Genomic DNA, 12,434 nt, shown 5'->3' on the forward strand with positions numbered 1-12,434 from the left:
TTATTTTAGCCTTAATAATTATGAGAGAAGTTTATTTCATTAAACAAAATAAAGAAAAATGGTTGGGAATCGAACAGGTTATTCAAGGGAAAATTAAAAAAAATCCTGATGACCTGTCTTCACTGTATATAAACCTGATCAATGATCTTTCTTTTGCCCAGACTTATTACCCCAAAAGCAATACTACCATTTATCTGAACCATTTATCTGCTCAGATTTTTCAGAAAATTTATAAAACAAAAAGAGTAGAGGAGAACAGGCTGGTTTATTTTTTCAAAACCGAAGTTCCACTGCTGATGTATCATTATCGTAGATATCTGATGTATGCTTTTCTTTTTTTTATTTTATTTACGTCAATAGGAGTGCTTTCTGCCATTTATGATAAAAGTTTTGTGAATATTATTCTGGGTGAAGGGTATGTGAATGAAACCGTTGAAAATATTAAAAATAATAATGCTGTAGGGGTTTATCAGAGTGGAAGCACCTGGGGAAGTACCATTGGGATTATTTTTAATAATATTCAGGTAGGAGCGAAGTTGTATATTTACGGCATTGCCGGAGGAGTGGGAACACTATTCGCTTTGCTTTCCAACAGTGTGATGCTGGGTGCTTTTCAATATTTTTTCTATGATTATGGAGCTTTGAAAGACAGTGCAAGAGGAATCTGGCTTCACGGAGTTTTTGAAATTTTTGCGATGGTGGTAGAAGCGATGTGCGGATTGATTCTGGGAGCTTCTATTTTATTTCCGAGAACATTTTCAAGATTTAACTCGTTTAAAAAAGGATTTAAAGATTCATTTAAAATATTTTTAAGTACTATTCCTTTCACCATTTGTGCAGGGATTATAGAAGGGTATGTCACCAGACATGCATTGAAGATGCCTTTAATTTTGAATCTGATCATTATTTTGGGTTCACTGGCCATCATAGGATTTTACTATTTTGTATATCCGTCTATTGTCTACAAAAAAACTAATCAACACATCCATGATACAATTTTATAAAAAAAGAGACTTTGGAACTTTTATCAGCGATAGTTTCAATTTTTTCAAATTATACGGAAAGAATTATTTTAAAAACTATATTCTGATCAATGGCTTGCTTTTGATCTTAATGGTAACCGTTGTCATTTTCGGGTATAAAGAACTTTTTTCGCAAATATTCGGATCCAATCTTGGAGGTGAAACGTATTATTTTGAACAGTATTTTTCTGAAAATTCAGGAATGTTGATTACTGTGGGGTTGCTGACTTTTCTGCTTTTCATGATTCTTATGATTGTCAATTATCTGTATCCTGTTTTTTATCTAAAAAGAATTGCACAGGGTGCAGAAAAGATAAAGGCTGATGAAATTCTGAGTGATTTTAAGAACAATGCCGGAAGAATCGGAAAACTGTGCCTTGGGATGATCTTTATCGTTACTCCGGCAATTTTATTTGTAGTAGGTTTTTCATATATCCTGGTTCTTATTATTATCGGGTTCTTTCTTATCCTGCTTCTTTACCCAACGATATTTAATTTTACTACCTTTCTGATGTATGATTATTTTAATTCGGACAGAGGTTTCTGGGGAAGCTTGAGTTATGCTTTACGTTCTCAGTTTTCTTACCCGAATGGAAGTGAGAAATCACCCTACTGGAAATATTGGGGATCTGCATTTGTGATGTTTATTATTATCTACATTGCAACCTCTATGTTCACATTTATCCCGATGATGTTCTTTTACGGATCGCTTCTTACCTCTACACCGGACGGAAATTTTGAGCAGAATCCTTTTACCGGAGCTGCGGGAATCCTGTTTTTTGTATTTTATGGAGTTTCGATGCTTCTTTCATTTTTTCTTTCAAACCTAATGTATGTAAATGCAGGGCTGATGTATTATGACAGCAGAACAGATCTTCACCAGAAAGTTGAATTGGCAGAAATAGACACGATTGGAATCAATGAATAAAATTCTTTTTTTCATACTGCTTTTTTTCTCTCTTGGGCTGGTTAAAGCTCAGGACGATAATTCTGCTTCCGATGATCTGGTAGATTCATTGTACACCACCGGACATTACAGAAATATGCTGCGGGCAGATTCTGTGCTGATGAAGAATCCGGTATCGGAGAATGAGGTGTATCCGAAAACATTCAAAGAAAATATTCCGTCAAGATATAAAGGAAATGAATTTGACTATTCCGTATCAAAGCCGAGAGAATCTTTCTTTCAAAAGCTGATGCGAAAAATCAATCAGATTATACAGCGTATTTTTGGCGAAACAGCATTCACTAAGTCGGCAGAGCTTACTACTGTTCTTATTCGTCTGTTTGCCATTATCTTGGTAGGTTTTCTTTTGTATTTCATTATAAAATACATCATGGGAAAAGACGGGAATTTTATTTTTGGTAAAAAGAATAAAAAACTGGATCTTAATGTTCAGGAACTTCATGAGAACATCCATGAAATCAATTTCCCTGAAAGTATTGCGAAGTTTGAACATGCAGGAGATTACCGTTCCGCAGTTCGTTACCAATTCCTGTTTGTTCTTAAAAAACTGAGTGACAAAAAACTGATCAACTGGAATCCGGAAAAAACAAATAAGGATTATACCACAGAGATAAAAGCTCCCTATCTGAAGGAAGACTTCTCTAATCTGTCTTATATCTTTGATTATGTCTGGTATGGAGAATTCAGTATTGAAGAAGAAAGCTATCAGAAATTTAAAAATCAATATCAGGCATTTAAACCATAACAATAGTAACCATGAATAAAACTTTCAAAACATATGCTGCAATTTTCATCATTGTGATGGTTATTCTGGCATTGCTTGAAGTTAACAAAAAAGAAACGACAGACTGGCGGAAGAATTTTGATATCAATGAGAAATCTCCGTTCGGATTATTTGTTTTTAATAATGAAGCTAAACATCTTTTTAAAAATAACCTGAAGAAGATTGAGCAGATACCCTACGAATATTACAGCCAACAAAAAAAAGAAGCTCACAATATTGTAGTCATTGAAAATAACCTTGACGGTGAGTCATGGAAAAAAATTCTGTCTCAGGTATCTGAAGGCTCAGATGCATTTCTGATGGTGACCCGTATGCCTAAAGAAATTTCAGACAGTATTGGATACTACGATTCTGAAATCTCTTTTGAAGAAGAAAATGTACTGAAACTTACCGATAAAAAATTTCAGAATGATTTTATTAAATTAGATAAATTTCCATCGGGTAGAGGATTTTCATTCATTAAACCTAAAGTGGAAGTACTGGGGAAAACAGTTGAGAAAAAGAATACAGATCAGACCAATTTTATTAAAGTGAAGTTTGGTAAAGGACACATCTATGCCCATACCGAACCTCTTTTCCTGACCAATTATTATCTTCTGAAACCCGGCAATGTAAAATATGCACAGGATGTGTTTTCATATCTTCAGGATAGAGAAACCCTTTGGTTTGTATCCAACAAAAGTTCTGAATCACGCTTTTTCATGAGATTTATATTGTCGAATCCACCTTTAAAATATGCATGGTGGGTATTTTTAGGAGGACTTATTCTTTTTATCTTCTTTAATGCAAAAAGGAAACAGAGGATAGTTCCTGTAGAAGAGCCATTAAGAAATACTTCCTTGGATTTTGTGAAAAGCATTGGAAATCTGTATCTTCAGGAAGGCGATTTTCATGATATGATGGCCAAGAAGGCACAGTATTTTCTGAATAAAGTGAGAATAGATCTGTTGATAGATACTCAGAATTTAGATGAAGAGTTTGCAAAAAAATTACATCTGAAAACCGGGAAAACTATAGAAATGATCAGTGAAGCAATAGTACTTATCAAAAAAGCTCAGGATCCTTATGCCAGTGTAATGAAGGAAGATCTTGCAAGAATCAATAAGCTCCTTGATGAAATACTTAAATAATATAACAATAGAATAACCTAATGATATAAAGCCGATTAATGTTATAATCACTATTCACAGGAAGGGATATAATTATACATTATCGGGTAAGAATGATAAATTAATTTTATTATGGAAAACTTTGATAACCCCAATATAGAAAACCAAAGTGCTATTAATCTTAATAAACAGGAAGAGCAGTTTCAGTCGAGAATTGATATGATTGAACTTCGTGCGAGTTTAGAGAAAGTAAAATCTGAGATAGGAAAAGTAATTGTAGGGCAGGAGAAAATGATTGAACATCTTTTGGCTGCATTACTTTCAAACGGACACGTACTTATTGAAGGAGTGCCGGGAGTAGCGAAAACAATTACGGCAAAATTATTAGCCAAAACCATTGATGTAGGGTTTAGCAGAATTCAGTTTACTCCGGATCTGATGCCTTCCGATATTTTGGGAACTTCCGTATTTAATGTGAAAAACTCAGAGTTTGAATTTAAGAAAGGACCTATCTTCTCTAATTTCATTCTGATTGATGAGATCAACAGATCGCCTGCCAAAACACAGTCAGCATTATTTGAAGTAATGGAAGAAAGACAGATCACAATGGATGGCACGCGTTATACAATGGACGAACCTTTCCTTGTCATCGCTACACAAAACCCGATTGAACATGAGGGAACATACCGACTTCCGGAAGCTCAGTTAGACCGTTTTCTATTCAAAATCAATGTAGGATATCCTAACCTTGAGCAGGAAATAGCGATCATTAGAAATCAGCACGAAAGCAAAAAAGAGGATAAGACAGAAGGAATCAACCGTGTTATCACCGCTGAACAGTTGAAAAACTACCAGAATCTGGTAAAAGAAATCATTGTGGAAAATCAGCTGATGGAATATATTGCTAAAATAATTATCAATACCAGAGAAAATCAATTCTTATATCTGGGTGCTTCTCCGAGAGCTTCACTGGCACTTCTTACGGCATCGAAAGCCTTTGCTGCTATAAAAGGAAGAGACTTTGTAACTCCTGAAGATATTAAAGAAGCAAGCTACGCTGTTTTAAGACACAGAGTCATTGTATCTCCGGAAAGAGAAATGGAAGGTCTTACTGCAGATGAAATTATCCGCCAGATTTTGGAAGGAATAGAAATTCCAAGATAGGTAGTAGAGAGAAGTGGATGGGCAAACTGCCTAATCCCTTTATCCTAAATCCTAATCCCTAACCAATGAAAAACTTATACATCAATACACGTTTCTTTTTTACACTCATCGGAGTGGGGATAGTGTATGTTCTGGCATTTTTCTTTCCGGTGCTGATATGGGTAGCCCATATTGCACTCCTGATTTGCTTTCTGGCGGCAATGGTAGATTTTCTGTTGCTTTTTAATCAAAAGAATGCATTGCAGGCTCAAAGGATTCTGCCGGAAAAATTGTCCAACGGAGATGAGAATTTTGTAAAAATCGATATTAAGAATAATTATAGTTTTACCATACATACTAAGATTATTGATGAAATTCCGTTCCAGTTTCAGAAAAGAGATTTTTTGATTGAAAAACAAATTGCTTCCGGAGCAAACACATTTTTTCAATATTCATTGGAACCTAAAGAAAGAGGAGAATATCATTTCGGAGGGTTGAATGTGTATGCATCATCACCATTGGGATTCATCTCAAAAAGATTTATCTTCCAGAAAGATGCGATGTTGCCTGCTTATCCCTCTTTTATTCATCTCAGAAAATACGAGTTGATGGCCATTCAGAGTGAATTTTTATTAGGCGGAATCAAGAAAGTCAGAAAACTGGGACACACTATGGAATTTGAGCAAATCAAAGAATATGTACCTGGAGATGATATCAGAACGATCAACTGGAAAGCAACTTCCAAGACGAACCGTCTCATGGTAAACCAGTTTCAGGATGAAAAATCACAACGTATTTTTATGCTGATTGATAAAGGAAGAACCATGAAAATGCCTTTCAATGGGTTAAGTTTGCTGGATTATTCTATCAATGCTACGATGGCACTCTCTCATATCATTTTGAGAAAAGGAGACAGAGCCGGAATGATGACTTTTTCCAAGAAAGCTGAAAATAAAATTGCTGCCGATAATAAATCCGGACAACTGAAGAAAATCTCAGAAGCACTTTATAATATTAAAACAGATTTCTTTGAAAGCGACTTCAACCGTTTGTATCAGGATGTAAAATATTCCATTAACCAAAGAAGTTTAATTCTGCTTTTTACCAACTTTGAAACGCTGGATGGACTTAACCGACAGTTAAAATATCTTCGCGGAATTGCTAAAAACCATTTATTGGTCATTGTATTCTTCAAAAACTCAGAACTCCAGACGCTGATCAACAAAAATCCTGAAAATATGCAGGAAATTTATGATGAGATTATTGCTGAAAAATTTGAATTTGAAAAGAAACTGATTATTCAGGAGCTCCGTAAATATGGAATTTATACGGTATATACACTTCCTGAAAATTTGAATATCGATGTTATCAATAAATATCTGGAGATAAAAGCAAGAGGAATTTTATAACTTTGTAAAAGCAATAAGCAAATAAGCAATGAAAATTACACTTAACAGAATAAACGACGACTTTTTATTTGAATGTACAAATGCACAAGGGAATTCCATTCTTTTGGATAATACTTCCCAGCCGGGAGCAAAAGGAGTTTCTCCAATGGAAAGTGTACTAATGGCAGTAGCAGGCTGCAGCGGAATTGATGTGGTTTCTATTCTGAAGAAGCAGCGCCAGGATATCAGGAGCTTTCAGGCAGAAGTAGAAGGAGAGAGAGTACAGGTAGAAGATGCAAAACCTTTTAAGTCGATTAACGTTAAATTCCTTCTGGAAGGAGAAATTGATCCCAAAAAAGCATTAAAGGCTGCAGAACTTTCGTTTGAGAAATACTGTTCTGTATCCAAAACGTTAGAACCCAATGTAGAAATCGGTTACGAAGTCTATGTAAACGGAGAAAAAATATAATCTCTTATTTAAAAATAGAAAAAGCCGGATGATTCATCCGGCTTTTTTATTACTCATTACCAATTACTCATTGCTTATTAAAAGGTAAGTCTTGGTTTTATCAGTTTTGCTACTGTAGCTGTCCATCCCGTTTGGTGGGAAGCTCCTACACCACGGCCGTTATCTCCATGGAAATATTCAAAAAACGTAATATAATCTCTGAAATGTTCATCATAATTGAACTTTGGATTACCTCCGTTGAAAGCTCTTTGTCCATGTTCATCCTTTAAAAATAGAGAGCAAAGTCTTTTGCTGATATTCTGAGCGACTTCATCAAGATTCCTTTTATCACCGCTTCCCGTTGGAAGTTCTACTTTCAGGCTGTTTCCATAGTAATAATGGAAGCGCTGCAGACTTTCCACAATCAAAAAGTTAATGGGAAACCAGATAGGCCCACGCCAGTTGCTGTTTCCGCCAAACATTCGGCTGTCACTTTCTGCAGGAGTGTAGTACACCATATTTTCAGATCCATGTACAGAAAATACAAAAGGATTTTCTTCATATACTTTAGACATGGCACGGATTCCGTAAGAACTCAGGAACTCATTTTCATCAAGCATTCTGGTCAGAACCTTTGTTAGTCTGTTTTTTCGGAGGATGCTCATCAGGTGTTTTCGGCCTTGTCCTTCCTCGTCCCAGTGAGAAACAAGTTTGGTCAATTCCGGCTTGTTCTTTAAGATCCATTCCATTCGGGTTCTGAAATTCGGCATCTTTTCCAGTAAACGGTGGTCAACAATCTCAACGGCAAACATAGGAATCAAACCGACAATACTTCTTAATTTTAAAGAAACACTGTCTCCATTTCCAAGCTGTAGTACATCATAGAAAAATCCGTCTTCTTCATTCCAAAGTCCTTTTGTGCCTTCGCCCAGATTTTCCATAGCTTCGGCAATATAAAGATAATGCTCAAAAAACTTGATGGCCATATCTTCATATACCAGATAGTATTGGGCAAGCTCCATTGCAATACGCATCATATTCAGTGCGTACATGGCCATCCAGCTTGTTCCGTCTGCCTGTTCAAGATGCTGACCGTCCTTTAATTCCATATTCCGGTCAAAGGCTCCGATATTGTCGAGACCAAGAAACCCTCCGCCAAAGATATTTTTCCCGTTCTTATCCTTTCGGTTCACCCACCACGTAAAATTAAGAAGCAGTTTCTGGAATACTTTCTCTAAAAATAGTAAATCTGGCTTTCCATTAGTTTTTTCATCAATTTTGAAAACACGGAAGCATGACCAGGCGTGTACTGGCGGATTTACATCACTCATATTCCATTCATAGGCTGGAAGCTGTCCGTTGGGATGCATGTACCATTCCTTAGTAAGGAGCAAAAGCTGTCCCTTGGCAAATTCTGCATCGATGATCGAAAAAGGAACACAGTGAAATGCCAGATCCCACGTAGCATACCATGGATACTCCCATTTATCGGGCATGGAAATAATATCCTTATTGTGGAGATGATTCCATTCTGTATTTCTTACATAGTCGTTGAAATTTCTTGGGGCTTCAAAGTTGGGATCACCTTTCAGCCATTTTCCGATATTGTAATGGTAGAACTGTTTGTTCCAGAGAAGTCCGGCAAAAGCCTGTCTCTGCACATTTCTTTCATCTTCGTTGACAGTGTCATTCTGAATTTCTTTATAAAACTCTTCAGCTTCAGCCTCTCGTATATTGAATATTTCATCAAAATTTTCAAAAGGTTCATCAGCTTCATCCGGACATAATCTGAATTCAAAAACTTTGGATTCCCCGGCTTCAATCATTTCATCGATCAGAAAAGAAGCTTTTGTTCCCTTTTTTTCAGGATTTACCGTATTCGTTTGATGGATAATAAAATTATTGATTCCATCTTTGAAATAAGTGTTTTCAGCTGCAGGAGCTCCGTAAAGCTTAGAATTATTGGTTTCGTTATCACAAAATACGCTTTGTGTATTGGTATTTCGGGAATAAAGTTTTTTAATCGAAATACTGTCATGGCCAATGTTGATACTTCCGTCATGAGAAGCATTGATTTCTGCTTTATAGGTGTTGTATCCCCATTTCCAGTTGTTTCTGAACCAAACAGTAGGCGCTACCATAATAGGTGCTTTATGCTGACTTCGGTTACAGACCGTTACTCTGGCAAGAATATCATTGTGATCGGCTTTACAGTATTCTATGAAAATATCAAAATATTCATCATTATCGAAAATTCCTGTATCGAAAATCTCATATTCCGGTTCCTTTTTACTGCGTCTCCCGTTTTCTGCAACAAGGTCATCGTAAGGAAATTCATTAATTGGATATTTATACACCATTTTCATATAACTATGAGTAGGTGTATTATCCAGATAATAAAAGATTTCTTTGATGTCTTCCCCATGATTTCCCTGAGGGTTGCTCAATCCAAAGAATCTTTCCTTTACCATTTTGTCTTTCTTGTTCCAAAACGAAAAAGCAAAACATAAAAGCTGTTTTACATCAGAAATTCCGGCAATACCTTCTTCACCCCATCGGTAGGCATAGCTTTCTGCATTATTATGATTGGTAAAATTCCAGGCATTCCCGTTCGGGCTATAATCTTCGCGTACATTTCCCCACTGCCGGTTGCTTACATAAGGTCCCCAGTTTTTCCATTTGGTATCTTGTAATCTATCTTTTTCGGCGGTCATATCTCATCATTTTTCCATACGAAGTTAGTTTTTTTGAGAAGTAATTCCAATTTTTTTCATCTGAATAATTATTAATATTGTCTTGAAATACTTGTATTTAAAGGCTTTTTTAAATATTAAAATAATTTTTTTTTGAAATTAAAAGAAAAGAACTACCTTTGCATCATTCGTTCATTCAAATATTGAAAATGTTATCAAGAAAGGTTGAGGGATTAGACCCTATGAAACCTTAGCAACCCTTTGTGCAAGCAAAGAAGGTGCTACGTTCTACCAAATAATTTTGGACAGATAACTTACTGAAGTTCTTTTCAGCCATTTCCTGTGGCATTTTCAATTGTATTAAAATTTAATAGAATTGAAAACAGAACTAAACTATATTAATCTTACGTATCAAACTTATTCCCAAAAGGAATACTATATCTCATTAAGCTATCAGCTTTTTGGGAAAGATCTGTTTACAGCTCCAATCATTTTAATCAACCATGCTCTTACCGGAAATTCAAATGTATCCGGAGAAAAAGGTTGGTGGAAACAGCTGGTAGGAGAAAATCAGATTGTTGATACTGATCAATATACTGTTCTGTGCTTCAACATACCAGGAAACGGATACGACGATTTTTTAATTGAAGATAATGAAGACTTCACACCTTCAGATATCGCAGCGATATTTCTGAAAGGGCTTGAAGCTTTACATATCAAAAATTTATATGCCATTATCGGAGGTTCTCTGGGAGGAGGGATTGCCTGGGAAATGCTTGCCAAGCAGCCGGATCTCACAGAAATATTTATTCCTATTGCCTGTGATTACAGAACACACGATTGGCTTCATGCACAATGTCTGGTTCAGAAATTTTTATTGAATGATAAAGAAGAACCATTACAGAAAGCGAGAATTCATGCCATGTTGTGTTACAGAACGCCACAGTCACTCAATGACAGATTTCAAAACCAATATAACCAGGAAAAAAAACGCCTGGAATCAGAAGACTGGTTGGTTTATCATGGTAATGCACTAAACGAAAGGTTTAGTTTAAAAAGTTACAAGCTGATGAACCACCTCTTAATGAATATCAACGTTGCTGAAGAAGCACTGGAGAACATACAGGCACGAATGCACATGATCTCCGTAGATACAGACTTATTCTTCCCGGCTTCAGAAATCCGAATGTGTTTTGAAAACTTAAAAGAGAAAAATAAGGATGTTTCTTATCACGAGATCCAATCTATACACGGGCATGATGCCTTCCTAATGGAATATCAACAATTAAATAATATCATAAAAAACATTTTACAGGAGTAATGAAAAATGCTAACGAAATAAAATTTTTAAAGAACAGATCAATCGTCAAATTTGAAGGAGAAGATTTCCTTGGAGAAATCGGGATTGACGGACGTATTTTTAAAGCACTTACTTTAGCACGCATCAGTGTTGGCGTAATTTCTCAACAGGCTATAGAAAACGGAATTTCTATTCTGGTTCATGAAAATGATGCAGAGAAAGCGGTTGCTTGTCTTATTGATGAATTTGAAGCAGAAAGAAAATCTGGAAAAGTTTCCCAGATCTACAGTATCAATAATGTTTCTGTGATTGGTTTTGTTGCAGAAGATTTCAATAAAGTCTTTGCAGAACTGGCACGAAATAATGTTTTCCCATTGCTTTTGAATCAGGTAGCAGGAGAAAACAGAGTGAACATCGTAGTAACATCTTCACAGGATGAAAAAACAAGAAACATCATAGAATCTGAAATTTTCAAAAAGCCGAAGACCGTTCATCTGGCCATCATTGGTCACGGAAATGTAGGAAAGACATTGATACAACAGGTTTTGGAATCTGCAGAAGAAATTAAAAAACGAAAAAAAATAGACCTTAAAGTAGTTGCAGTAGCCAACTCTAAGAAAATTGCTTTCAACAAAAAAGGTTTCGACGCCAATTGGAGTGATGAGGTTTTAACAGCAGAACATCCATCGAATGTAGAAGAACTAATCAACTTCTCTAATGAAAACCAACTGGAAAATCTGATCGTTGTGGATAATACTGCAAGCAAAGATTTTGTGAAAAATTATCATGCTTTGGCAGAAAACGGATTCGATCTGGTGTCTTCCAACAAGATTTTCAATACCCTTCCAATAGAAGAATACAGAAAACTAAGATATACGTTGAGTAAAAACAACAGACGTTATTTGTATGAAACCAATGTGGGAGCAGGATTACCGTTAATTGATACCATCAAATTATTACACCTTTCAGGAGAAAATATCACAAGAATCAAAGGAGTGTTCTCCGGAACATTGAGCTATGTTTTCAATAATTTTTCTTTGAGGAACGATAAATTCTCAACCATCATCAACGAAGCTTTGGAAAAAGGATATACAGAACCGGATCCGAGAGAAGATTTATCAGGAAATGATGTAGCAAGAAAATTATTAATTCTGGCAAGAGAATTAGACCTTATCAACGAATTCGGAGATATCAATATTCAAAATCTTGTTCCGGAAAGCTTACTTGAAGTTTCAAAATCAGAATTTCTTTCAAGACTGGAAGAGCTGGACGAAGAATACCAGAAAATAAAAGAAAATCAGGAGCCCGGACATGTATTGAGATATGTAGGTGATCTACACGGTGACTTACAGAAAGATAAAGGCGAGCTGGATGTGAAACTGATTTCTGTTCCTGCAACTTCCGCACTAGGACAGCTGAAAGGCTCAGACTCAATCTTTGAAATCTACACAGAAAGTTATGGAGAGAATCCAATCGTGATTATGGGAGCCGGAGCTGGTGCACAGGTTACAGCAAGAGGTGTATTCGGGGATATTTTAAGAGTAAGTGAAACGAAATAAATTAATGTAACAATCTACCAA

Annotated in this window: 10 protein-coding genes and 1 riboswitch; of the genes, 9 read left to right on the forward strand and 1 reads right to left on the reverse strand. The window is 35.9% G+C overall.

The annotated features are described in order from the left end of the window. The first annotated feature begins 20 nt into the window (after nt 1–20). The 7 genes from BUE84_RS01950 (at nt 21) to BUE84_RS01980 (ending at nt 6,882) form a co-directional block, all read left to right on the forward strand. The gene (locus BUE84_RS01950; protein ID WP_079240283.1) at nt 21–1,004 is read left to right on the forward strand and encodes a stage II sporulation protein M; all 984 of its coding nucleotides are present in this window, start codon (nt 21–23) and stop codon (nt 1,002–1,004) included. Then, complete coding sequence (locus BUE84_RS01955; protein WP_079240284.1) at nt 988–1,950, forward strand: DUF4013 domain-containing protein; 963 nt, start codon at nt 988–990, stop codon at nt 1,948–1,950. The genes BUE84_RS01950 and BUE84_RS01955 overlap by 17 nt, the downstream gene beginning before the upstream one ends. Continuing rightward, nucleotides 1,943–2,734, forward strand: a complete 792-nt coding sequence (locus tag BUE84_RS01960) for a DUF4129 domain-containing protein (RefSeq protein WP_079240285.1) — start codon at nt 1,943–1,945, stop codon at nt 2,732–2,734. Before BUE84_RS01955 ends, BUE84_RS01960 begins: the two co-directional genes overlap by 8 nt. 11 nt (nt 2,735–2,745) lie before the next feature. Then, nucleotides 2,746–3,903 (forward strand): hypothetical protein, encoded by a 1,158-nt coding sequence (locus BUE84_RS01965; protein WP_079240286.1) that lies wholly within the window; start codon nt 2,746–2,748, stop codon nt 3,901–3,903. A gap of 111 nt (nt 3,904–4,014) precedes the next feature. Beyond that, a complete protein-coding gene (locus tag BUE84_RS01970; RefSeq protein ID WP_079240287.1) occupies nt 4,015–5,046 on the forward strand; it encodes an AAA family ATPase in 1,032 nt (343 codons plus the stop codon). A 65-nt stretch (nt 5,047–5,111) separates the two neighbouring features. Then, on the forward strand, nt 5,112–6,434 hold the full coding sequence (locus tag BUE84_RS01975) for a DUF58 domain-containing protein (RefSeq protein WP_079240288.1): 1,323 nt from the start codon (nt 5,112–5,114) through the stop codon (nt 6,432–6,434). A 28-nt stretch (nt 6,435–6,462) separates the two neighbouring features. Continuing rightward, nucleotides 6,463–6,882 (forward strand): OsmC family protein, encoded by a 420-nt coding sequence (locus tag BUE84_RS01980; RefSeq protein ID WP_079240289.1) that lies wholly within the window; start codon nt 6,463–6,465, stop codon nt 6,880–6,882. Between the two features lie 77 nt (nt 6,883–6,959). On the opposite strand, the gene BUE84_RS01985 is transcribed toward BUE84_RS01980, so the two are convergent. After that, nucleotides 6,960–9,575 carry an MGH1-like glycoside hydrolase domain-containing protein gene (locus BUE84_RS01985; RefSeq protein WP_079240290.1) on the reverse strand — a complete coding sequence of 872 codons (2,616 nt, stop codon included), beginning with the start codon at nt 9,573–9,575 and terminating at the stop codon, nt 6,960–6,962. A gap of 188 nt (nt 9,576–9,763) precedes the next feature. Next, nucleotides 9,764–9,870: riboswitch (SAM riboswitch) on the forward strand. 60 nt (nt 9,871–9,930) lie between these two features. Here BUE84_RS01985 and BUE84_RS01990 point away from each other — a divergent pair. Beyond that, entirely contained in the window at nt 9,931–10,875 is a 945-nt protein-coding gene (locus BUE84_RS01990; RefSeq protein WP_079240291.1) for an alpha/beta fold hydrolase, read from the forward strand. Beyond that, on the forward strand, nt 10,875–12,413 hold the full coding sequence (locus tag BUE84_RS01995) for an ACT domain-containing protein (RefSeq protein ID WP_079240292.1): 1,539 nt from the start codon (nt 10,875–10,877) through the stop codon (nt 12,411–12,413). The genes BUE84_RS01990 and BUE84_RS01995 overlap by 1 nt, the downstream gene beginning before the upstream one ends. The last annotated feature ends 21 nt before the right edge of the window (nt 12,414–12,434 follow it).

This window comes from Chryseobacterium indologenes, assembly GCF_002025665.1.
In the GTDB taxonomy this organism is placed as follows: domain Bacteria; phylum Bacteroidota; class Bacteroidia; order Flavobacteriales; family Weeksellaceae; genus Chryseobacterium; species Chryseobacterium metallicongregator.

Coding starts and splice junctions, on each gene's coding strand:
- BUE84_RS01950 (WP_079240283.1), top strand. CDS start 21: ATGAGAGAAGTTTATTTCATTAAACAAAATAAAGAAAAATGGTTGGGA.
- BUE84_RS01955 (WP_079240284.1), top strand. CDS start 988: ATGATACAATTTTATAAAAAAAGAGACTTTGGAACTTTTATCAGCGAT.
- BUE84_RS01960 (WP_079240285.1), top strand. CDS start 1,943: ATGAATAAAATTCTTTTTTTCATACTGCTTTTTTTCTCTCTTGGGCTG.
- BUE84_RS01965 (WP_079240286.1), top strand. CDS start 2,746: ATGAATAAAACTTTCAAAACATATGCTGCAATTTTCATCATTGTGATG.
- BUE84_RS01970 (WP_079240287.1), top strand. CDS start 4,015: ATGGAAAACTTTGATAACCCCAATATAGAAAACCAAAGTGCTATTAAT.
- BUE84_RS01975 (WP_079240288.1), top strand. CDS start 5,112: ATGAAAAACTTATACATCAATACACGTTTCTTTTTTACACTCATCGGA.
- BUE84_RS01980 (WP_079240289.1), top strand. CDS start 6,463: ATGAAAATTACACTTAACAGAATAAACGACGACTTTTTATTTGAATGT.
- BUE84_RS01985 (WP_079240290.1), bottom strand. CDS start 9,575: ATGACCGCCGAAAAAGATAGATTACAAGATACCAAATGGAAAAACTGG.
- BUE84_RS01995 (WP_079240292.1), top strand. CDS start 10,875: ATGAAAAATGCTAACGAAATAAAATTTTTAAAGAACAGATCAATCGTC.